Annotated in this window: 20 protein-coding genes and 1 riboswitch; of the genes, 4 read left to right on the top strand and 16 right to left on the bottom strand. The window is 40.4% G+C overall.

The features are described 5' to 3' along the window. Window positions 1–46: 46 nt before the first annotated feature. Entirely contained in the window at window positions 47–463 is a 417-nt protein-coding gene (locus BQ5321_RS08835) for a BsuPI-related putative proteinase inhibitor (RefSeq protein WP_139187776.1), read from the bottom strand. A 134-nt stretch (window positions 464–597) separates the two neighbouring features. Continuing rightward, window positions 598–2,856 carry an ATP-dependent DNA helicase gene (locus BQ5321_RS08830; RefSeq protein WP_071394146.1) on the bottom strand — a complete coding sequence of 753 codons (2,259 nt, stop codon included), beginning with the start codon at window positions 2,854–2,856 and terminating at the stop codon, window positions 598–600. Between the two features lie 272 nt (window positions 2,857–3,128). Between BQ5321_RS08830 and BQ5321_RS08825 the strand changes: the two genes are divergently transcribed. Further along, window positions 3,129–5,627 (top strand): EAL domain-containing protein, encoded by a 2,499-nt coding sequence (locus BQ5321_RS08825; RefSeq protein WP_071394145.1) that lies wholly within the window; start codon window positions 3,129–3,131, stop codon window positions 5,625–5,627. Between the two features lie 104 nt (window positions 5,628–5,731). Here BQ5321_RS08825 and BQ5321_RS08820 read toward each other — a convergent pair whose 3' ends face one another. The 13 genes from BQ5321_RS08820 to BQ5321_RS24805 form a co-directional block, all read right to left on the bottom strand. Next, on the bottom strand, window positions 5,732–6,097 hold the full coding sequence (locus BQ5321_RS08820; protein WP_139187775.1) for a peptide-methionine (S)-S-oxide reductase: 366 nt from the start codon (window positions 6,095–6,097) through the stop codon (window positions 5,732–5,734). Window positions 6,098–6,188: 91 nt separating this feature from the next. Beyond that, a riboswitch (SAM riboswitch) is annotated at window positions 6,189–6,304 on the bottom strand. A 134-nt stretch (window positions 6,305–6,438) separates the two neighbouring features. Then, entirely contained in the window at window positions 6,439–6,759 is a 321-nt protein-coding gene (locus BQ5321_RS08815) for a cupin domain-containing protein (protein ID WP_071394143.1), read from the bottom strand. Between the two features lie 157 nt (window positions 6,760–6,916). After that, a complete protein-coding gene (locus BQ5321_RS08810) occupies window positions 6,917–7,423 on the bottom strand; it encodes a DinB family protein (RefSeq protein ID WP_261798739.1) in 507 nt (168 codons plus the stop codon). Window positions 7,424–7,450: 27 nt separating this feature from the next. Next, a complete protein-coding gene (locus BQ5321_RS08805; protein WP_071394142.1) occupies window positions 7,451–9,820 on the bottom strand; it encodes a nitric-oxide reductase large subunit in 2,370 nt (789 codons plus the stop codon). Between the two features lie 74 nt (window positions 9,821–9,894). Then, window positions 9,895–11,001 (bottom strand): phosphomevalonate kinase, encoded by a 1,107-nt coding sequence (locus BQ5321_RS08800; RefSeq protein ID WP_071394141.1) that lies wholly within the window; start codon window positions 10,999–11,001, stop codon window positions 9,895–9,897. 7 nt (window positions 11,002–11,008) lie between these two features. Further along, entirely contained in the window at window positions 11,009–12,055 is a 1,047-nt protein-coding gene (gene mvaD, locus BQ5321_RS08795; RefSeq protein ID WP_071394140.1) for a diphosphomevalonate decarboxylase, read from the bottom strand. Between the two features lie 42 nt (window positions 12,056–12,097). Then, on the bottom strand, window positions 12,098–13,051 hold the full coding sequence (gene mvk, locus BQ5321_RS08790) for a mevalonate kinase (protein WP_071394139.1): 954 nt from the start codon (window positions 13,049–13,051) through the stop codon (window positions 12,098–12,100). 25 nt (window positions 13,052–13,076) lie between these two features. Further along, window positions 13,077–14,438, bottom strand: a complete 1,362-nt coding sequence (locus BQ5321_RS08785) for a tripartite tricarboxylate transporter permease (protein ID WP_139187774.1) — start codon at window positions 14,436–14,438, stop codon at window positions 13,077–13,079. 2 nt (window positions 14,439–14,440) lie between these two features. Further along, entirely contained in the window at window positions 14,441–14,701 is a 261-nt protein-coding gene (locus tag BQ5321_RS08780) for a hypothetical protein (RefSeq protein ID WP_071394138.1), read from the bottom strand. A 222-nt stretch (window positions 14,702–14,923) separates the two neighbouring features. Beyond that, the gene (locus BQ5321_RS08775) at window positions 14,924–15,727 is read right to left on the bottom strand and encodes an ATP-binding protein (RefSeq protein WP_071394137.1); all 804 of its coding nucleotides are present in this window, start codon (window positions 15,725–15,727) and stop codon (window positions 14,924–14,926) included. A gap of 32 nt (window positions 15,728–15,759) precedes the next feature. After that, window positions 15,760–16,629 carry a hypothetical protein gene (locus BQ5321_RS08770; RefSeq protein ID WP_084786703.1) on the bottom strand — a complete coding sequence of 290 codons (870 nt, stop codon included), beginning with the start codon at window positions 16,627–16,629 and terminating at the stop codon, window positions 15,760–15,762. Between the two features lie 57 nt (window positions 16,630–16,686). Further along, complete coding sequence (locus tag BQ5321_RS08765) at window positions 16,687–17,142, bottom strand: flavodoxin (protein WP_071394136.1); 456 nt, start codon at window positions 17,140–17,142, stop codon at window positions 16,687–16,689. Between the two features lie 64 nt (window positions 17,143–17,206). Next, the gene (locus BQ5321_RS24805) at window positions 17,207–17,338 is read right to left on the bottom strand and encodes a hypothetical protein (protein ID WP_261798738.1); all 132 of its coding nucleotides are present in this window, start codon (window positions 17,336–17,338) and stop codon (window positions 17,207–17,209) included. Between the two features lie 274 nt (window positions 17,339–17,612). Between BQ5321_RS24805 and BQ5321_RS08760 the strand changes: the two genes are divergently transcribed. The 3 genes from BQ5321_RS08760 to BQ5321_RS08745 all read left to right on the top strand — a co-directional run bounded on the left by BQ5321_RS08760 (window position 17,613) and on the right by BQ5321_RS08745 (window position 21,773). Then, window positions 17,613–18,392, top strand: coding sequence for an ABC transporter ATP-binding protein (locus BQ5321_RS08760; RefSeq protein WP_071394135.1), 780 nt, complete (start codon window positions 17,613–17,615; stop codon window positions 18,390–18,392). Window positions 18,393–18,394: 2 nt separating this feature from the next. Beyond that, a complete protein-coding gene (locus tag BQ5321_RS08755) occupies window positions 18,395–20,038 on the top strand; it encodes a hypothetical protein (protein ID WP_071394134.1) in 1,644 nt (547 codons plus the stop codon). A 316-nt stretch (window positions 20,039–20,354) separates the two neighbouring features. Further along, the gene (locus BQ5321_RS08745) at window positions 20,355–21,773 is read left to right on the top strand and encodes an alanine/glycine:cation symporter family protein (protein WP_187143730.1); all 1,419 of its coding nucleotides are present in this window, start codon (window positions 20,355–20,357) and stop codon (window positions 21,771–21,773) included. A 108-nt stretch (window positions 21,774–21,881) separates the two neighbouring features. On the opposite strand, the gene ftsH is transcribed toward BQ5321_RS08745, so the two are convergent. Then, window positions 21,882–23,711, bottom strand: a complete 1,830-nt coding sequence (gene ftsH, locus BQ5321_RS08740) for an ATP-dependent zinc metalloprotease FtsH (protein WP_071394132.1) — start codon at window positions 23,709–23,711, stop codon at window positions 21,882–21,884. Window positions 23,712–23,997 lie beyond the last annotated feature (286 nt).

The following is a 23,997-nucleotide window of genomic DNA, read 5'->3' as shown; positions in this document are numbered from 1 at the left end:
CTATCAAACCAAAAAAGGACACAGGATTCACCCCATGTCCACCCTTCTATTTCACAGTTACTTCCTTCGTCACTTGATAGGCTTCACCCTCTGTTGGTGTCAACCAGACCGATAATGAATAATTCCCCTCTTTCAAATCCAATTCCTGTAGATTGATTTCGTAGCTTAATGTTTCTCCCTGCTTGATCGTTTCCTCTCCTAGTACCGCCATGAACATCGTCACACTGGAAAAAAGATAGATTTGTTCTCCTTGATCATTCTTCACTGAGTAATCAAACCGCTGCGAGCTAGAAAAGTCAAGCGTGATATCCTTGTCTGTTCGATTGCTTACTTCATATTGAAAAACGAACGGATTTGTTTCCTGTAAGGAAGCATTCATCTCACTTTCCAAGCTCCCACTTCCACCCTTTCCACACCCGACAAGCCATAATCCTAGCAGTAAGAACATCCATACCTTCCTCACGACTACACCTCATTCTATACTGGTTTCATTTCCTATTACCTCTCAAAGCCTATCACTATTAGCTTATGTTAGTTCATCATGACTAGAATCTGAACTTTTCCTAATAAAAACCAAAACAATTACTAGCCTACCCCTTACCCGTCTCTCCATTCCCGTGGAAGGAGCTGGTAGTAAGGCTTTTGCAGAAACCGGTCATCGATGAGGACAATGGTGCCATGGTCATTTTCTGAACGGATTAAGCGGCCTCCAGCCTGGAGTACCTTGTTCATACCTGGGTAGACATAGGCGTAGTGATAACCATTTTTTCCTTGCTTGTTAAAAAAATCCTTTATTAGGTCTCTTTCAAAGCATAGCTGCGGTAAACCAACGCCTACGACTACCACACCATTTAAACGGTCGCCGATTAAATCGATTCCCTCTGAAAAAATGCCTCCGAGGACTGCAAATCCCAGCAAGGCTTCCTGTTGGTTCGGCTGGAACCTGAGCAAAAACGCTTCTCTCTCCTCCTCAGTCATCCCGATTGATTGCAGCAATGTAGCTGTCTCTGTATCCATTTGTTTAAACTGTTCATATACGTTCAGCAAATACTGATAGGATGGAAAAAACACTAAATAATTCCCCGGACGATTTTGAAGCAAAGACAATAGGTTTGCCACAATTTCTTCCTTTGTATGCTCTCGATCCCGATAACGGGTCGATAAGGGTTTAATAAAAACATCCATCTGCTCCCTTGAGAATGGCGACGGCAGCATAAGATGATAATCCTCCTCTTTCCCGCCTAGAATATCCTGATAATACGGGAGCGGTGAAAGCGTTGCGGAGAAAAACACCTTGCTGCGATATCCTTTCCCCATTTTCTGAAGCGAATTCGCAGGGTTGATACAAAAGAGCTTGAGATAAGCATCATACTTCACGATCTCACAGTAAATGACATAAAGATCATCCAGAAGCTCGACGATCTTAAGAAAGTTTTTCACTTCAAAATACGCATCTAAGAGTATCTGGGAGCTATTCTTTTTCAAAACATCTGCTGCCGCTTCGACAAATTCCATAAGCAGCTGCAGCAAATCACTGTCCAGTTCTTCTAATAGAGAGGTAGGTTCTGTCCTTTCTTTCCTTAATTGGATAAACCAGGCGTTCACGTCAGAAGCAGACTGATATACAGGCGTACCCTTGTATTCCTTTTTTAACTGAAGAAAGGTCCTTTTATTTAATGAAGCAGAAAACATCTCCCGTCCTCGGTCAACCAGGTTATGCGCCTCATCCACTAGGAGTGCCGTAGACTTCTTTTGATCCTCTATCAGCCGTTTTAGCGATACCCGTGGGTCGAATATATAATTGTAATCACAGATGATCGCATCTACCTCATAGGCCAGATCAATCGAGAACTCAAACGGGCAAACCTTATGCTTGTGCGCATAAACCTCCAGAACATCACGGGTTATTCCGTCTTCATTCGCTAAAATATCAAGAATCGCTTCATTAATTCGGTCATAGTAACCATTCGCATACTCACAATAATCCTTTTGGCAGATTGTTTCTTCTTTAAAACAAATCTTGTCCTTAGCCGTAATAGTAATGGAATGAAAATCAAGACCATCTGCCCGCATTCTTGTGAAGGCTTCCTCTGCGGTTGTCCGCGTGATTGTTTTGGCTGTGAGATAAAATAGTCGATTGAGATGCCCCTCTCCCATTGCCTTTACAGTTGGAAAAAGCGTAGAGATGGTCTTGCCGATTCCTGTAGGCGCCATCGCAAACAGACTTTTCTCCTCGACAATGGTTTTATAGGCAGCCCCTGCTAATTTCCGCTGACCTGTTCGATAATTATTAAATGGAAATGTCAGCTTTTGAATGCTTTCGTTTCGGCTTTGGCGATGATTCTGCATCTGTATCGCATAGGGTGCATACCCTTCCACCATTTCGGCTGCAAAGCTCTCTAATTCTGAAAAAGTAAAGCTCCGTTTAAGAACTTTTTTCGCTTCGGATTCCACCTGAACATAGGTTAATTGAACGTTTATCTCTGCCAGTTCATGGTCTCTTGCATACATATAAGCATACATTTTTGCCTGGGCCCAGTGAACAGGATAGCCTTCCTCTGTAAATGATTCTAACGGCTGAGAAAAGGACTTGATTTCGTCTATTATGACTTCATTATCATCAAACAAAAGACCGTCGCATCGGCCATCAATAACAAATGTAAGCTGTTCATATGGAATTTCTGTCCGCAAATAGACTTCCTTCTGATCTGTATCCTGATAAGTTTTTTGTATTTTTTGATGGATTCTTGTCCCTTCCACTAACGTAGATTGAGATAGAAAACGAGAATCAATGCTGCCTCCATTGAACACATACTCCACAAGTGTTCGAACAGCTATATGAACGTCAATTGACATGCTATCACCAGCTTACTGCATAATAAGAATATATGTTTGTTTTTTTAGTATATCATGGAATATGACAAGGGAATAGACACATTGTTGCCACCTCCCTTTCCTCTCCTATAGGGCGATGAAGAGCTAAGCATTTGCTAAGTATAGAAGCAATTACTATTATCACAATTTTCTTCCAACTGATAATTACTTTCATTGTTCATCCATCTATTGTACTATTTAGGAAGAGCTTCATTTAAGTAACTATGAACCATAGATTAAGGGGTTATTTGACCATGTCCATACGCTTAAAACTAATCGTGATGTCCCTGCTATTTCTTGCGGTACCAAGTCTATTAATTGGACTTATTGGCTATCATTCCTCCACAGATAGTTTAAATGACCTAGGTGCACAATCGCTTAAGACAAATGTACGATTAACCATCGAAATGATTGGCGCGTTGGATAAGCAGGTAAAAGCAGGCAGGATTTCAATCGAAGAGGCACAGGAACAAGTAAAGGTTTCCCTATTAGGTAATAAGGCTGCAAACGGAAAGCGTCCCATTAATACACGCCTGAACTTGGGAGAGCAAAGCTTTATTTTTATAATAGATTCCACTGGTGTTGAACTCGCACACCCTGATTACGAAGGGAAGAATGTCTGGGATGTAAAGACAACAGACGGTGTTTATTCTACAAGAGAGATTGTGAAGGCTGCTAACAATGGCGGAGGCTTTACCACCTATGAATGGCCTTTACCCAATAACCCTAATGAGATTGTTCCCAAAATTACTTATGCGGAAAAAGAGCCTCATTGGAATTGGATTGTCTGTGCTGGAGCCTATTTACCCGACTTTAACGCAGGAGCGGACCGTGTTCTTTATATTCTGTTAATAACCCTAGCGATCTCGCTATTTGCTGGTGTGATTGTCATTCTATGGTTTTCCAAAAGATTGACAAAGCCTATTGTACAAGTAGCCGATCAGGCAAAGCTCATTGCCCGCGGAGACTATACCGAAGATGTGATTGAAGCCACAAGCAAGGATGAAATAGGTGAACTGGTTTCAAATTTCAATATAATGAAAGAAAATCAAAAAAAAGCAGAGGATCAAATCCGCCAAAACGAAGCCTTTCTCCAGTCTGTAACCACTTATATGGGAGAAGGGATGATTGTTATGGATACAAATGGGCTGATGACCTATATGAATCCAGAGGCCGAGCAGCTGCTTGGCTGGACAGAGGAAGATTGTCGCAATCAAAACCTTCATGATTTAATTCATCGCCGGAAAGATGGGTCCACCTTTCCGAATGAAGAATGTCCTGTAACCAAACCCCTGCAAAATGGAGAGGTATATAGAATTTCAGAGGATTGGTTCTTGAGAAAAAACGGCCGTTTATTTCCTGTCTCGTATGTTGCAAGCCCCATCTTTGAAAATGGCAAAGTGGCAGGGTCGATTATTGTATTCCGTGATATTTCTAAACAGAAAGAGGACAAAGAAAGAATTGAACACATGGCATACCACGATGAATTAACCCAGCTGCCAAATCTTCGTTATGTAAAAGAAAAACTCGCACAGGTCATGCTCAAGCATCCATCCTTCGCTATCTTAATGATTGATATCAATCGATTCAAGCAAATTAATGAAGCGCTTGGACATGCCTTTGGTGATTTAATTCTCCAAAATGTTGCGAACAGGCTGAAAGAACACGTTCCAGGACATGTATTTGTTGGTCGGCTCACGGGTGATGAATTTGCCCTCCTATACCCTGCTTTAGATGAGAAGGATTTGGCTGCAGCCTGCAGTCAGATTCAAGCTAGAATAAACGAGCCGATGCAGGTCAAGCATCTCCTTCTCAACGTTTCCGTAACGATAGGCGGTGCACTGTATCCACAGCATGGGGATGACAACGACGAGCTTTTGAAGCACGCCAACATGGCGCTCACAGAAGCAGCTCAACAACAGGTTCCGTTTAAAATGTATAAGTCATGTATGGATGGTAAAGCACTTGACCGACTTGTTTTGGAGAACGATTTGTATTATGCCTTGCATAATCAAGAGCTTCGTCTCGTCTATCAGCCGCAGATAGATATTGTTTCTGGTAAGATACAAGGGTTGGAAGCATTGCTTCGCTGGGATCATCCAAGCTATGGTCCCATTTCACCTGACCAATTTATCCCGATGGCAGAAAATACCGGACTGATTATTCCCATCGGTGAATGGGTGCTTCGAACATCGTGTAGACAATTAAAGGAGTGGCATAATCTCGGGTACTCCTCCTTAAGCATCGCTGTGAACCTGTCCTCACGTCAATTTTATTCACAGGACCTGAACGATACGGTGAAGGGGATTCTGCTTGAAACGGAATTACCACCAGAGGCTTTAGAGCTTGAAATTACGGAAAGCATGATGATGAATATGGAGCACGCCTCCAAAACGATGCAGGAGCTAAAAAATTTAGGCTGTAAAATTGCCATTGATGATTTTGGGACAGGTTATTCTTCGTTGCATTACTTAAAGCATCTCCCCATCGACCGTCTGAAAATTGACCGATCCTTTATCCATGATCTCACAGAGAATGAACAGGATCATACGATAGTCTCAACCATTATTTCGATGGCCCAGCATTTACAGCTTGAGGTCATTGCCGAAGGGGTCGAAACACAGGTACAAAAGAATATTTTACAAATGAAACAGTGTACGCACATACAGGGATATCTCTACAGTCCTCCCTTAACACCAGAGGACTTCCTTCAACAATGGGATCAGCTGATTCAAAAGGTGAATACTCTTTAATTCGAACGAAAACGGTGTGAAACTTGAATTTCACACCGTTTTATTATGAATAATTCCTATTTCTCAGCTGATGTTTTTTTCTGTGGTTTCGTACAATTGTTATTTTATGCCTCTGCATGGAATTGAGTGTGTTCACAAAACGGAGTAATTTGTGTAATAATACGATCTTTAAAAAACGGCTTCAGCTCACATTTCTTTTGTTTAGCCAATGCAAGCTGATGATGATCAGCGAAGAAAATCAATGATTGATTATCATCAGGCTGTCCCTCTTTTGCCGTAGGGTCATGTAGATCGAAAAATAAATCCAATAGCTCTTTGTAGGATACCTTCCATGGATTAAACCATATTTCCACTATGTCTAAGTTTGTCCCGCTCGGGTGATTGATTGAAACCTTTTCAACCCCTCGTAAGGCTGTCTGAAATGCTTGTTGACTAAAGAACCCGCTTGCACCAAATACTGCTTTTTCCATTTTCGTTCGCTCCTTTTCGAGCGATAGCTTCTTAACATCCAAAAAACCTCTCTTTGCTTAAAAGAGAGGTTCGTATGTTTAACACACATTCCTCTCATCTTTCAAAGGCTGCTGCCTTTGCAGGAATTAGCACCGTTCAAGGCAAGAATTCGCCTTAATGGTTGCCGGGTTTCATAGGGCCTGTCCCTCCACCGCTCTGGATAAGAAGTTATCGCTATTTTATTTTTTTGAATTATTATATTGTTAATGATGTTAACATGTCCTTAGCTCATTTTCAAGTAAAAAATTAACAGAATCATGCATATATCCGAATCTCTTTTCACTCTTTCATCCATCCATTTTTAGCGATTCATTTTACTAAGCGTTACAAAGATAGATACATTTTCATTTCCTGTATTAGCAAAGCCTAATCTCTGGGTTCCATCACAATGTATCACCTCATTTTGACTTACGATAAGCTCATGTCCATCGATACTAAATGTTCCGCTGCCTTGAAGGACATGTAAGTATAATTCAGCACCGATGTGATAATGAGAAGGCATCTCTTGACCCGGCAGTAAATTTAACAGAAATACCTGGCTATGGTTACTTTTAAATATTATATTTTTTGAAAAATGACCTTCATTAAATAGTTGATAAGAAGGAATCGATTGTTTCTCCATATAGTTCACCCCTGTAATATTCTATAAGGATTGATTAAGTTAATCGCTCCTATTCAAGACAGCTGTTGCCATGGCATCAATAAATAACGGATTTTTTTATAGGGAGTACCATAGGCCATTTCAAGTAACGGAGATTAGATGGATAATAGATTGCTAACTAATTAGGGCACTTAACTAATTGCTGCTTTATTTCTTTCAGTTGCTGAAGATGCTGTTCTTCGTGTAACCAAATCACATCTAGCATATTCTTTAAACTAATCTCTCCAAAGCCTGGATGCTCAACTGACTTTTCTGTTAAAGATCTTTTATGTGTTTCATTAAAAATAGCTTGTGTATATTGAAACCTCGATGCTTCTAATAACTGAGTGATTTCCTTTTTACTGAAGAATGCCTCAGGCGGCACTTCGGCAGCTTTAGCTATTACATTACAAGCTTCAATGAAAGATACGTCCCTCTCCTCTACCTTTTTACTAATTGTTTTCAGAGACTGTAAGACAAATTGGGCTATTTCCTTCTCCGTTGAATACAAATGATAGAGTATTTGAGCAATCCACCACCATTCCGAACTTAATGTAACATTCAGCTGCTCATCCATTAAATCACTAATCAGTGCTATCAGTTTCAAGCGTGTTTCTCTAAAATTTTTTATTAGCCTTTTTATCACTTCATATTTGAACGAATCCTACTACTATCATTCTTCTTCATCTGCTGCTAAGTCCTGCACCGGTAGAAGTTCATTCTCCCCGTGTGTAGGCTTCCTTAGATTAAACAGTGCTTTAATACAGAAGATGACAAGCCCAATGACACCAATTAAGAAAATGGTATCCGGGACTGATCTGACTAAAAGCAAATTCTGAACGGCTTCTATGCCAAAATACGTTTCTGGGTCACGGGATGCCCAATAGCCTTGATCGTAAGCCAGCTTCAGTTGTATGAACCCAATCGGTAATAAAGTAATAAAGACCATTCCTGCTAATCCAATATTCAACATCCAGCAGATGAATTTGAGGAATTTGTCGCTCCACGCCTTTGGCTTAACGATATTTCTTAAGGAGTAAAGAAGCAGCGCAATCGCAAACATTCCATATACCCCCATCATCGCCCCGTGGGCATGTGCCGGTGTTAATTGCTGACCATGTTCAAAATAGTTCACAACTGGCAGATTGATTAAGAATCCTAGTACACCAGCACCGACTAAATTCCAAAGTGCGGTTGATATTAAGAACCAGAAGGTCGATTTATAAGGGAAATCAATCCCTCCATCTCGAAGCATTTTATATTGTGAATACGCTTCTAAAATCAATAAAGTTAACGGGATAATTTCTAGAGCAGAGAAGACCGAGCCAATGGCAATCCAGACTTCTGATGAGCCGTTATAATAATAGTGATGACCAATTCCAAGAACTCCGCTTCCTAGTAAAATCGTAATTTGGAAGTATAGTTGTCGAATCGTTGATTTTTTCGTTACCAGTTTCATGCGAACTAATAGGAAACCAATCACGACAACGGCAAAGACTTCAAATATACCTTCTACCCATAAATGAACAATCCACCAACGCCAGTAATCGGCCATTGTGTAGCTTGTATCCGGCTGAATTAGGAAAGCAAAAACATAGAATAACGGTACACCAATGGATGCATAGAATAAGAGATGGACAAGACCACCTCGATCCGTTTCCCGCTTTAAGGCACTCCTAATCCCCCTAAAGACGATAAACAACCAAATCATCATTCCGGCGGCTAATAGATATTGCCAGAATCGGCCTAACTCCAAATATTCCCATCCTTGATGACCAAACATGAACCAAGCATTGCCAAGATAGCCATTAACCCCTAACCATTCACCAGCTAAGCTGCCAAAGACTAATACGACAAGGGCCCAAAATAGAATATTAACTAACTTACCCTGATGCTTCGGCTCATACCCGCCAACAAGTGGGGCTACATAAATTCCTAATCCTAACCAGGCGGTAGCAATCCAGAAAATAGCTAATTGTAGATGTGCCCCTTTTGAAAAACTAAACGGTAATAGCTCGACAATCCACTTGATGCCGAAGAAAGAATCAGGCTCTGTGTAATAGTGAGCCAATAAAGCACCAAACATAACCTGAATGAAGAAAAGAATAGACACAACAACAAAATACTTACCTGCTTTAACCTGTGAAGAGGTAACTGGAATTTTCTCCAGATGAATTCTTGGAAAATTGCCTGGTGAAAAAGCTTCTTTCATTTCTAACTGATACCTAAAGAATAGGAAAAGAATAAGGGCTAGAATAAGAGATAAAATCGTAATACTTCCACCGCTCCATAAAATAGCTGAATAGCTCATGACATTTCCGGCATCCTCGTAATAAGGCCAGTTATTCGTATACGAAATCGTATCGTTCAGGCGGTTGGTACTTGAGAGCCACGCTGTCCAAAAGAAGAAGTCAGCAATTTGCGTGATTTGATCTCCTTCATGTACCCAGGAGCGTCCCTCTTTCGGCATATGTTCTTCTTTAATTAGGTTTTCCTGTAATCCCCAGCCATCACCTTCAGTAAATACTTTTTGATAAAATTCCCGAACCTGTTCAAGACCATAGACCTGTGCTTCCGTTAAAATAAGGGTATCCGTCTCTTCAAGATAACGATTTTCCCTCATCTCCGCCTTCACTTTTTCCCGAATCTGTTCTTGTTCTTTTATCGTCAGTTCGTCAAAAATGACCCCTTCCACGTCAGCTGCATAAAAATCCTGCATTCCCTCGGTATAGATTTTCAACGCTTCCGCTGTATAGTCTGGACCCATGTACGATCCATTTCCCAGTACACTTCCATAGTCCATTAGTCCGTACTTTTGAAATACGGCTTGTCCTCCCATTATGCTCTCTTTTGTCATCAATACTTCACCATCAGTGGTTGTGACAAGAGGTCTTGGTGCTTGGTCTTTAAATATCCAATATCCTCCAACTAATAAAACCGTAAATACCAGTAATAAAGTACCAACCAATACTGATTTTAAAAAACTATTGGCTGCTTTCTTTGGTCTATTATTCATGCTATGAGCAGATGAGGGTAAACTCATTTTCAACAATCCTCTCTCATCGTAAATTCATTTTCAAAATTCGGAGCTTAAATTCTAGCCTTTTATGTCGACGATTATGACCTACGAATCATTTCCATTACGACAAATCCTTTTTGGGAACAAGATACATGTAATGGTATAATCCCTTCTTTTCTCCAGGCTTCATGTAATAATGATTTCTGTTGTTTTTGAATTAAAGCGATTCCACAATCTCCGCCGCCCGCACCTGAAGGTTTAGCACTCCCAAATTTCTCACCAATCTCACATAATCTCGTTAATTTAGGGGTTTCAATCAGCACATTTGTAAACGCTCCTAGCCGTCTTAAAGCTTGCCGGTTTTGTGAAATACCAACCATCGCTCGATCAAAGTTACACGTTTCAATGCCTTTTACGAATTGGGTAACCGCTCTAGAGCTTTCCTGCAAAAAAGAATGATATTGATGCGGCTCGGTTAGGCGGAATCTCTGAATTTTCTGCACCATAGGACCTGTTCTTGCCGTTACTTTTGTCCACCCGGTACCTATTTCAACCTCAGCCGGAAGTGTTATATGACGAATGGAAAGTTGTGGCCATGATGTTTCTAATAGTTCATTAAGCTTTGTTCCTTCCTTCCATTTGCCCAAAAGCCAATTCGGACGAAACGCCGTGTAATTTATCAAGCCACCATAAGTGGCAGCAGCAATATCAGCTCCAGAACCATTCCCTTGTGCTAGAAGATGAGAAAGTGCTGCTAGTTTAAATAGCTGTTCACAAGGTAACTGAATACGATGGAATGCCAGTAGCGATGCTACAACAGCCACCGTGATAGCAGCGCTTGACCCTAGACCATATTTCCGTCCATCGATATCCACCAATTCACTCGTTATCGTTAACCGGCAGTTTCTAATTTCTATTGACTGTTCCCGAAAATATTGATTCATTGTTTTCAAGGCTTGCTGAATCACTTTTAGTCGGGAATCGCCTCTATTAAAAATCGGTGTAACTCCATCGTTTATCCAGGTCACCTCTCTTAGCCCTAATTGAGGTAAAGAGAGAATATTTTCTTTACTCTCCTTTAATTCAACCGTTATATACCGGTCAACTGCCATCACAACAGCATGCTGCCTTGGCTCAAGAATGGCATATTCACCGGCAATCATGAGCTTTCCAGGCACTCGAAGCTTCCATTCTGAGTTAGTCATGTTTCATTCACCTACTTAAATAACAAATATCTTTTCTATCACTCTCTAAATCATATGGGATTTTTTTGTTCTTACTTGTTGGTAAAAAGGAAATTCCTGAACCTGGATGGCAAGTATAAACATGTTGAACAGTAGAAAGCATTAATAATTTTTCACGAACCCTCTGTTCATCCTTTGGCAAACAAAGAACCTTAACATTGGGTCCAGCATCAATAGTAAAATAGGCTGCCATTCCTTGTGCTCTTAAGCTTTGAATGAGGGTCATCACTTCCATCGTTCCCTTTTGCCAATAAGTAAACGGAGGTTTCGCCCCTAATGTCGTGGCATGCATTTTTAATGCATTGGCTTCCACTACCTCGCCTAGCCTTTCAAAATCCCGCTCGTTTATGGCCGCTCTTGCTATCTCCATATCTCTTTCTACCGTTTCCAGCCACCCAGAATAAAAGGCAGACGTTTCAACCGTTCGCCTCATTCCCTCTCTGCTTGATACTTTCTTTTCACGCGATGCGACAATCACAGAAAGAATACTCAATTTCCAATCCTGCTCTCGTAGGATGGGCTTGGCATATGAATCGTCTCCGTCTGTTCTCGTACCCTTCTGCCATTCAACAAAACCACCAAAAATAGATCGACTGGCAGAGCCCGACCCTTGACGGGCTAGCTTGGATAATTCCTTCTCCTCTAAATCCAGGCCTATCGCTTTTGCAGAAGCGGCCGCTAATGCCGCAAATCCTGAGGCAGAGGAGGCTAAACCAGCTGCAGTTGGAACCTTATTCGTTGAGTGCACAAGGGCAAACCATTCTTTCCCTGCCATTTTCCTCACTATATCTAGAAACCGGGTTACTTTAAGGGTTTCTGCTTCATTCGCAAGCTGTTGATTGAATACAAAGAGGTCAGCCGAAATCGATTCACAAAATTGAACCGTTGTTGTGGTATAAAACTGATCCAATGTGATGGAAATGCTACTATTCATTGGTAAAAACAGGTCCTCATCCCGTTTTCCCCAATATTTTATCAGGGCAATATTTGTATTGGCTCTTGCTGTTGCTTGCATCGATATCCTCCCCATCCTTTTGCAAACTTTAAGTCCTCATGTCTAAGTATCATTTTCAATCGTAAAATACCAGGTTTTATAAGCACCTGCACTCAAGAGTCTTTTCGCTAACTGCTCCGCATGATGAAGAGAATTGGCGAGAGCCATGATACATCCTCCACAGCCGCCGCCTGTCAATTTTGCCCCCAGTGCCCCTTCATTTTTTGCCGTTTCAACCAGCTGGTTGAGACCCTTATCGCTGACACCCATTGTCCTTAATTCATCATGGTTGGCATCTAACAAGCTGCCTAGCATATGAAGATCACCTTTTGCTAGGGCAACTTTCGCCAGCTTAGCAATCTGTTCCACCTGTTCGATGGCTCCTTTGACTTTTGCAGGCTCTAATCGATAATTTTCTTTTACCTTTTTTACGGCTGAAAGGGTATCTCCTATTTTTCCGCTGTCAGCCACAACCAGATGCAGCGCTTTCCCAACAGTTAATGGATCCACCTTTCTATCCCTTTGAAACCAAATAGGCATATGACTGGAGGTAGCCGCCATATCAATTCCACTTGGATTTCCATGTGCATACTCCTCTGCTTTGTGAACAAGCTCCATCAATTTATGCTGCGTTAAGGGCCTTCCATAAAAGGAAAATAGACTTCGGACGATTGCAACTGCGATAGCTGCACTTGAGCCTAAACCGCGTCCCATTGGAATTTCAGATTGAAGACGAATCAGTAGGCCGCTCAAGGGTTTTCCCAGGTATATTAATGTATGATTGATACAGAGAGCGATTCCTTTTAAAGGCTGCGGTACTTGATTCAAGAGGCCAACATAGTGAGTGCATGCCAACATCGCCTCACCCTCTCTGCTTTCAACGGTAGAGGTTACTTCCAGCGGAAAGGGAATCGCAATGGCGGGCTTGCCGTATACAACTGCATGTTCACCTACTAGAATTAATTTACTATGTGCATGTCCAATGCCAACCTTAGGCGGTGTCGCGATGACCATCATAAGCCCTCCTTTTTATTATGTTTTGTTACAAAAGCCCAGCTAACTGGGAGACAATCCATGGAGCTGAGTATAAAACCATAAACTGAACCCCATAGTTAATTCCCCATCTATGGAGCACTCCTGCAACAATGGAGATTAACAGTACACCACCGACATTGATCCATCCGGCATCCATGAAAGCCAGCAATAATACTAAGCTAAAGAACAGTCCCAATATCGCCTCATGCGGGATTCTTTTAAAGACAAAGGCACAGATCTGCTGTGAATATTTAATCGTCATAAAATACGTAAAGATGAGAGCCATCACCGCACCAATCACCGCTGCCCAAACAAAGTCAGTCATCGATAAAACATGATGCAGATTATGCTCTAAGTTAAAGACTGGAGGCGCATTAAATAATGGATTCGCCGGCCCCATGGCAACCGATGATAGGGGGATGCCTAATGCAATTAAAGGCACCAGCGTACCGGAAAGATAGGTGGCATTCGCCAGTGCTTCCATACTAGCAATTGAAAGGGATGCCTTTTCCACAGGATCCTTCGTTCGACTGGACACCATTTCACCGACAAAGATAGTAGTCCCGACAGCACTCATAATAAACGTAAAGGTTCCAATTAAGGATGAAAGAGAACTTACGGCTAATTCTTTTTTGGTCAAAATTTTGAACGGGTTAGGAAACCCTTTTTCTCCATTTGTCCTTTTATACTGAATCGTCTTTTTATCAAACCGCTGCAGACGATTCCGATTCTCTTTATTGAGTAATTCAAATAAAATTAAAATTACGGGTCCAATCGTAATTCCTAAGAAAAAGGAAGTAAATACATTGGTTCCTTCTGGTACGGCTCCAACCTCCCAGTACAAGGATCGCATTCCTTGAATCAATAAAGCGAAAGGGATAATGGCGGCAAGTGCAAGCCACCTATTTTTACTCATAAGTGCTAAAAATACCGCGCCAAAAACAAATAAAAGCTCCCCATAATCCTTTATGATCTCAGCAACCGGAATCAATGCTTGCGCCAGCAATAAGCTGACAGGCAACGCAATAATCGTTCCAATCACAGAGCCGGAGGCCATTTTACGGATACTAACATCCGACAATCCATGTTTTTTCAAGACTAATGCATGCTCCACCATGGGGGTAGCCATAACTCCTCCAGGAATCCCGGCTGTCGCAACAGGAATCGAATCGGTTAACTTATGGGCGACAATCGCAGAAATGAAAAAGGCCAGTACGACAACAGGATGCAGCCCTGATACCACGAGAACTAATGTAACCGGTGCAATAACTGCTGTCTCATCTGTTCCTGGTGCAATTCCAATTATGGTATAAACCACCGCTCCAATCGCAGCAGCTGCCACCATTTGAAAAATTAAAGCAGTATCCACACTTATTCCTCACTCTCAACTTCTTGTAAAATTCGTTTAGGTTTAATGATGAAACTTGTTAATATGAACCCAATGAGGGCTCCCACTAAACCGAAGAATAATGGCTTAGGGGGATCATTTGGCGCAAGGAAATAGGCCCCCATCGTTGTGAGACTCATGATGAGCAGGGCTCTCACCAAATCCTTAATAGAAACAAGATCCTCCCAAACCTCAATGTTTTCTTTTGATTTTTTATCACCTGAGTGAATGTTTTTCGTATCCATATGAATGTTCTATTTCAACTCCTTATTTATCTTTTTATATAATGGAATGGACTATTGATTTCTCTCTCATTATATGAGAATGATTATCATTATTAATTGATTGAAATCAATTTTTATCATTTTTACTATAAATATAGGAATATTTTTTTCATCACCCTTCTTAGCACGAAAAAAAGCTCAACCAATGGCTGAGCTTTTTTTTGACTATTCACTTAATCACGCCTAGTCTTCAATAAAGTGTTTTAATCGATAGCTGTGTTCTCCCTCTATTTTGATAAGATCTTGTTTAGTCATATTTTCGAGAAACCGATCGATTATTTTTGCTCCATATTCCATATATAGATCTGGCAGAGACATATTGGTCGTCACTATTAAACTCTTTGATAATCTAGAATTTAAAATAGCAAACATGAATTCCTTGGTCCAAGGCGTGATTCCTTCAGCACCTACATCATCAAGTATGACTAAATCAGCCTCAGCGATAGACCTCATTAGGTCCCGTTCAGAATAAGTACTCTCCTTTGACCAAGAGGATTTTATCATTTGTTTTAAAGCTGGCAATTCTAAGAACATACAGGTTTTACGAAATCTAGCTTCAACGATTTTCCCAATCCCAACGGCTATGTGAGATTTGCCAAGCCCGGGTTCCCCATAATAGATCAATCGTGCCTGTTTATTTTGAGATAGCTTTTCTATAAATTCGATCGCCTTTTGCATAGCTGAAAATTGGGAATCATGATGAGGGACATAGTTTTCTAAGGTAGCCTGCCTTAAAGATTGATTAATGGTTGAAAGCTTGCTAAAATGCTTTATCTTTATTTTAGATTCTGCGGCTAAAGCTTCCTGTGATAGATAACAATCACACTCTTGTGTAATTGTCCGCCATTGACCTTTTTTCGAACCGCCAATGATTTGCATTCGGTAGGTTTTAAGTTCTTTACCGCAATTCACACAGCCTTCAACCTTGATTAATTCTCGTTCTAGGTTCATTCCCTTCTGCGCTAATAGATTCGATACTTTTTTCATTCTAACACCTGACTTTGCTGTGGATCTATATACTAAAGCGATAGATAACTGGACAGATTACTCATCTTCCTTTGATGAAAAGAGCTTAATATAGCCCTTTCTTCATCTATATCCAGTATGACAAATTCTAACTTTATATCCTTTAACGCTCTAAAGGATTCTATCTCACTATTTGAAATAAATCCTTTCGCTATATACAATTCTAATTTTTCCATATTGGGTTTACCAAATTCCATTAACAGCTGAATAGCGTGAGGTTCTGTAATTCTTTTCACATCATATGTGAAAGGCTTTTGCAATCGAGATAGTGATCCGTATTTATGCTTTACCTTCTGTTCAGGTAGAAGTTTATTGTAGCTTTCTATTTGTGTTATGACTCGTTTATACTCCAAACGTACCTTTCTTAAAGACTCATGGTTTTCCCTTTTCAGCTTCGCAGCTTCCTCCAGGCTTACATCCAATTCACTACATTTCTCCACCTTCAGCAATTCTCTTCCCGCCTTATTGAATGATGGTTTAATATAGAATTCGGGTTGTAGCCGATAAGGCGCAAATACTTTAAGTAGCCCCTGATCCTTCTTTAGGTTACGACTAGTAAGTCTGGTTATCTCCTGCAGAAGCCCGCGATCATACAAAAATTCGTTCAAGCCTGTATAGTCGTATTGATAGACCTTCCGCGTCGTAAATTTCGCGACAAGATTATACCCGATCTCATGTCGTTTCGCTTCATGATGTCGTAAAAGATCATGGATATTCTTTTGGATTATTTCCTTTTCGAAAGTGAGTTCCTTCATAAGTTTATAGGAACCATTTTCAATAAAACTCTCCATAAGCTTTCCTACAACATCATGGTAAGTTGCCTCCGCCCGAATATCGTTTTCATCAACTCTTTGTCCATCCATTAAACTTGTTTTCTCTCTTTCTGCTGTTCTAACCTAAAATGTTGATTCCTACGCTGTTCATACCCTTTGCGGTGTCAGATGTACTATTTTTTGAGCAAAATTTACACAGTCCGCTTTGATTTTCTCCTCATCATCTGACCATGTATCGACTTTTAAGCCTTTTGTGATGATTTCGCAGCCTTTCCGTGATAAAGTCTCATCTAAAATATCAACCGCCCGAGCAAACTGGTCATAAGAGGAGCTTCCGGGACCAAATGCTGCAGCATATTTACCGGTTAAATCGATATTTTCTAGCTGATCATGAAAGTCCAAGATTTCATCTGCCAGCTCTCCATCCCCCCATGTATAACACCCAAGCAGAATTCTTTCATAGGATGTTAGCTCCCAAGCATCCGCTTCAAATACATCCTTCATCGTGACTTGATCGCCCGCTTTCGTTAATTCATCTGTAATCACTTGAGCCATTCTTTCGGTCGTTCCCGTCATACTTGTGTAAACTACTATCGTCTTCATCCTATCTTCTCCTATCCCAATTTTCATTTATGATTTCTCTTCCATACTCGCATTTAAGTGGTGCTTAATATACTAAAATCTCAGACAAGATTTTGTTGTTTCCTTCTATTTTTTTGAAAGCTTCCCTTGCTTCAGCCTCCGTGTCAAATTCATACATCTTCACTTCTTGATTGATAAAGACTGTTATATTCCACATGGGGAAATCCCTCCTGTTCAGTCGTGTTACATAGAAATCACTTATATGTTTTGTAATCCATTCACATTGTTTATATTACAAACACATCATAGACTACTATCCTTTTAAATGAATTGATTTGAATCAATTCTTCATCTATTAATTGATAATCATTATCAAAACATTTTTGAAATTCCCGACTAAATAATGAGTATCTTCCCTTTAGCGTCTAGGGGGTTCATGTTACACTTGTTACAGATATTTGTGTAATCGTTCACGAAATGGAGGTTTTTATATGGGGGAAGTTATTTTAGCCATAAAAGATTTAAGAAAAAACTATGGTTCAAAAACGGTTTTAGATGGGGTTACTTTTCAAGTAACAAGAGGAGAAATTATTGGTTATATTGGTCCAAATGGAGCTGGTAAAAGTACGACAGTCAAAATGATGCTTGGGATTGAAGGAGATTATTCAGGGAGTATTAACATTTTCGGCCGTGATATTTCCGACGGGGATATCGAGTACAAACGAAAAATTGGCTATGTACCTGAAATAGCCGAGGTATACGATAATTTAACCGGCCATGAATATTTAACCTTTATTGGTGAATTATACGGCCTTGATTTTGAGCTTGCTGATTATAAGGCAAAGACTTTAATGGAATTATTCGGAATCGGCGAGGTCTATCATTCTCGTATTGCCTCCTATTCCAAGGGTATGCGGCAAAAGCTATTAATCATCTCCAGTCTATTACATAATCCTGAGCTGTTATTTTTTGATGAACCGATTAACGGATTAGATGCGAACAGCGTGATGGTTTTCAAGGAAATCATGGCCCAGCTTGCTGCCCAAGGAAAGACCATCTTCTATTCCTCCCATATCATGGATGTCGTGGAGAAGATTAGCAGCCGGATTATTCTTCTCCATGCCGGAAAAATTGCTGCCGATGGTACCTTTGAACAATTAAAGCAGCAAAATACTGAAGGCTCACTCGAGCAAATCTTTAACCAGCTTACCGGCTTCCATCAGCACCAAGAGCTGAGTGAACGATTTGTTTCGGTTGTAGAGGAGATGTAATCATGCAGGATTTTCGTACTTTGAAGCTATTGGATCGGTTTGAGAAGGGGTTTATCCGTTTTGGCGTAGATTATCCTGTCATGAGAAGAATTCTCCAGTTAAAGCTAACCATGGATGGAAGACGGGTTCCGACAATTTTTTCACAGAATGCTAATAAGAAAGGAAAGGAAACTTCGAATCAATATATTAAATCACTGTGGATTTATGTGCTGTTTGGCTTGTTTATGATTCCTTTTATGCTGATTGGAGATAATTATCTGTTTCAAATGAGCTTTACCTATGGAATTTTTACTTTTTTTGTCATGACATCGATGATATCAGACTTTTCTTCGGTCTTACTAGATGTCCGTGATCGGAACATACTATATCCAAAGCCGGTTGACAGAAGAACGATTGCCACCGCCAAAATCGTCCATGTCGCTATTTATCTATCCTTTCTATCTCTTGCTCTGGTAGGCATTCCTTTGCTGGTAGGTCTGATTAAAAATGGATTTTTATTTTTCCTTATAGCCTTTATCCATTTCGTCCTAATAGACCTGCTCATTATCGTATTAACAGCGCTCATCTATTTGTTCATTCTTCGATTCTTTGATGGAGAAAGGTTAAAGGACCTTATTAACTATGTTCAAATCGGACTCTCGCTTATGATTATGATTGGCTATCAACTGCTTGTTCGCTCCTTCGAATTTATTGACTTAACGGTCACGCTTGATCCGAAGTGGTGGCATGTCTTCATTTTCCCAATGTGGTATGGTGCCAATATAGAGATGCTAATGATGAGTGATTTTCAAACTATATATGTTGGATTTTCAGTACTTAGTATTATAGTGCCGCTGCTTTCAATATTAATTTATCTGAAGTTAAGCCCAATATTTGAGCAAAGCCTGCAAAAACTTACCTATCACGGGAAAACTAAGGAAAAGAAACGCAGTAAGCTCAGACTAGCCATTCTTCATGTCATCTGCCGTTCACATGAGGAAAAAGCGTTTTTCCGGTTTGCTAGCTCCATGATGAAGAATGAACGTGATTTCAAATTAAAGGTCTACCCTTCTTTAGGTTTCTCTATTGTGATACCTTTTATCTTTATTATGAGCGGCTTTGAAACAGACCTTAGCCATCTATCGACAAGTAAATCGTATTTAACCATCTATTTCAGCTTAATTATCATACCGTCTATTATGATTCTCCTTAAGTTTTCAGGCAAATATAAAGGAGCCTGGGTGTACAGAGTGGCCCCGATTGAAAGGTTAAAGCCCATGTTTACCGGGACGATAAAGGCGTTTATCTTTAATCTTTATTTACCGATTTACCTGCTGCTAAGTATGATTTTTATTGTCCTATTTGGAATCAGAGTACTTCCGGACCTTTTTGTCGTCTTTATCAATGCCTGTAGCTACGCTGTCATTTGTTTTATGATTCTAAAAAAATCGCTTCCCTTTTCAGAGTCCTTTGATCAATATAATCAAAACAATAACGGCGCGATTGTATTCGGACTCATGCTCTTTGTCGGCGCGTTTGCCCTACTCCACTTTCTAAGCACGCTAATTCCTTTCGGGGTCTATCTTTATGGGGTTATCGCTATCGTTTGCCTAGGAATTCTTTGGAAGCTTGCATTTAATGTTACATGGGAACAAATTCAAGATTAAGACTCTTCGGGCGAAAGAAACCTTCCATTATCTAGAAGGCTTCCTTCGCCCGAATTATTATTCTATAAAAAATATTTTAAATACCATTAAAATTTTCTTGCAAAAACAATTGTTTTTTAATATATTATTTATAGAAATAGAGTTAATGATAGATAGACCAATATTAATAGACTATCCTTTTAATCTAACAAATTATTTCAACTAGTACAGATATGAACAGACATCCAGGTATATGATTTTGTTGAATTATTTTTTTAGATTAAATGAAAGCGTTAACACTTACTATTTTATTATCATCATCAAGGGGGAGACACGAATGGATATACTTGCCGTGTTAGACAAAGTGAATGGTGTCTTATGGGGTACACCAAGTTTAATACTTCTATTCGGTACTGGGGTTCTTTTAACGATTATGCTTAAGGGGCTTCAATTTAGAAGATTAGGGTATGCTTTTAAATTAGGTTTTTCCAAGGAATCTGAAGAAGACAAGAATGCAGAAGGTGACGTGAGTAACTTCAAAGCATTGATGACAGCCTTGGCTGGAACAATTGGTAATGGTAATATCGCTGGGGTAGCAACAGCCATTACGGTCGGTGGACCTGGTGCGATTTTCTGGATGTGGGTTGTCGGTTTATTTGGTATGGCAACTAAATATGCAGAAGCATTGCTTGCCATGAAATACCGTGTCAAAAATAAAAATGGGGAGTATTCAAGTGGACCGATGTACTATGTCGAAAGAGGTCTTGGTCGAAAATTCAAATGGTTAGCGGTTGCCTTCGCCTTTTTCGGTGCATTTGCAGCACTAGGAATTGGGAACAGTGTTCAATCCAATACCATTGCAGCCGTTATGAAATCTTCCTTTGGGGTTGACTATTTAATAACTGGTATTATTCTAGCAGGTTTAGCTGCTTTGATTATCATCGGCGGCATTCAAAGAATTAGTGATGTAGCAAGCTTTATAGTCCCTATTATGGCTGTACTATACATTGGTGGCTGCTTAATCATTATCGGTTTGAACATTGATCAAATTATTCCAGCTTTTAAATTAATTTTCTACTATGCGTTTAACCCGCTTGCCGCAACCGGTGGATTTGTCGGTATTTTAGTTTCTGAAGCCATACGTAACGGGGTTTCCCGCGGAATTTTCTCAAATGAAGCTGGTTTAGGTACTGCAGCCCTTATCGCTGGAAACGCCAAAGCTGACCACCCGGTTAAACAAGCATTAGTGGCCATGACTGGTACTTTTATCGTAACCATTGTTGTCTGCACAATGACTGGACTTGTCCTTATCTTCTCTGGCTTCTGGGATCCAACAGGCGGCGCCATTTCTGGAGTGCCACACCCACTTGGACTGGATGGTGGTGAATTGACATCGGCTGCGTTTGCAGCAAACCTTGGGGTTGTTGGTGAATATATTGTGGCTATTTCGGTCATCTTCTTCGGCTTCTCCACTATCGTTGGTTGGTATGTATATGGAGAAAAATGCTTTGAGTATTTAGCTGGAACAAGAGGAATTTTAGGCTACCGCCTCATATATATTCTTGCAACAGGAATCGGTGCCATTACAAGCTTAACAACGGTATGGGCCTTTGCCGATATGGCCAACGCCTTGATGATGATTCCAAACCTCGTTGCCTTAGTATTACTAAGCAAGGTGGTCGTTAATGAAACAAATGACTTCTTCGAGAATCATTACAAGCTAGCTAAAAAGGAGAACATGAGAAAAGTCGGTTAATATTATTAGAACCGTTGCACTTATAAGTACAACGGTTCTTTTCTTTATAGAAGGAGGTTTCTGCTTCTATTCTATCCATTCTGTATGAAAAGCCATTGACTATCAGCTTTACTGTAAGGAAATTTTCGATTCGAGGATATTCATAAATTCCTCACCGGTTATGGTTTCTTTTTCAACTAGATACTTCGTTAATTCATGTAATATTTCTTTGTTTTCCTCTAATATTTGTATCGCTTTCTGATGACAGGTTCTAATGATTTCGAGGACGACACGATCGATTTTAGCTGCTGTTTCCGCTGATACTAGCAGCGTCGTATCTCCGCCTAAATACTGGTTATTAACGGTTTCAAGGGCCATCATATCAAATTCCTCTGACATACCAAACCTTGTTACCATGGACCGTGCAATTTTGGTCGCCTGTTCAATATCATTGGAGGCACCAGAGGTAATTCGCTGGAAAATCACCTCTTCGGCAGCACGTCCGCCCATAAAGGTTGTAATTTTATCCAATGCCTGCTCCTTTGACATGAGAATTTGCTCGGACTCATCCACTTGCATCGTATAACCTAAAGCACCGGAGGTTCTTGGAATTATCGTTATTTTATGAACAGGTGCGGAATGACTTTGCTTAGCTGCAACTAAGGCATGTCCAATCTCATGATAGGCAATCGTTAATTTATCATTCATGGAAATAACCGCATTTTTTCTTTGATAGCCGGCAATCACAACCTCAACTGATTCCTCAAGATCGCTTTGAGACACTTTATTCCGCCCCATTCTCACCGCTCTTAGCGCTCCTTCATTAATAATATTCGCTAAATCTGCACCGGAAGCCCCTGATGTTGCTCTTGCAATCACATTTAAATCAATTCCATCCTCAAGCTTTACTTCCTTTGCATGGACCTTTAATATCGCCTCGCGACCTTTTAGGTCAGGTAATTCAACCGGAACCCGGCGGTCAAAGCGGCCTGGTCGAAGCAGCGCTTTATCAAGCGTTTCAGGTCTGTTACTCGCTGCTAAAATCACGACGCCTTTATCCGCATCAAAGCCATCCATTTCCGTTAATAGCTGGTTTAATGTTTGCTCTCGTTCATCATTCCCACCCATTGGCCCGGAATTTCGGCTCTTCCCAATTGCATCAATTTCATCAATAAAAACAATACAGGGTGCCTTTTCCTGGGCTTGCTTAAATAAATCTCTTACCCTCGAAGCCCCCATCCCAACAAACATCTCGACAAATTCAGAGCCGGAAATGGAGAAGAAGGGAACCTTCGATTCGCCCGCAACCGCTTTGGCAAGCAGGGTTTTACCTGTCCCTGGAGGTCCAACTAAAAGGGCACCCTTAGGAATATTAGCCCCGATGTCCTTATATTTATTAGGATTGTGTAAGTAATCAACAATTTCCTGTAGAGCCTCCTTTGCTTCATCCTGCCCTGCTACATCATCAAAGGTAATCCCTGTCTGGGCCTCGACAAAGACCTTTGCATTACTTTTACCAAAGGCAAGCGCATTCCCGCCTCCCATTTTTTTCTGCATTCTTTTCATAACCCATTGGCCAATCGCAATGAAAATAATCAAAGGGAGAATCCACGATAGCATGAAGCCAAGAATCGGTGATGTTTCCCTTGGAATGACTCTCGTGAATTCAACACCTGCTGCGTGTAAGCGATCGACTAATTTAGGGTCTTCAATGGTTCCTGTCTTGTAGAGCTTCCCCTCTTCACCTTCATTCGATTTAAAAACAATCGTGTTATTTTCAATTTCAACCTCTTCTACCTTCCCATTCTCAACCATATTTAGGAATGAGCCATAATCTATCTCGTTTACCTTATTCCCAAAAATAGCTGGAAAAATAAACGAATTTAACAGCAGTATGATGAGAAGCGTTATTCCATAATAATATAGAAGAGGTTTTTTCGGTGGTTTTATTTCCTTCATACTCTTTCCTCCACATAGCTGATAGCCGATCCTGTATTCCTGTTACTTTTTACAGTGCTTAGTATTATCGAAAAACCTTATTTTAATTATTTCTCTTCAGTTTTTGGAGTGTCAGATTTGGTCAATAAAAATAGAAAGATTGAAAAACGCTTGAATAAATTCCAAGCGTTTTTTGATTTGCTCCCTCTCTTACAGTAACTCAATATGTTCCTTTACATTGGATGACAGGATAGTAATGTGATAGCCCCTTTCTCCAGTGTATCAAGCATTTCCTTTATCCCGTCTT

It is taken from the genome of Bacillus tuaregi (genome assembly GCF_900104575.1).
Lineage (GTDB): Bacteria > Bacillota > Bacilli > Bacillales > Cytobacillaceae > Bacillus_BD > Bacillus_BD tuaregi.
Note: the sequence above shows the minus strand (reverse complement) of the source record. Positions and strands in the feature narration are given on the sequence as shown.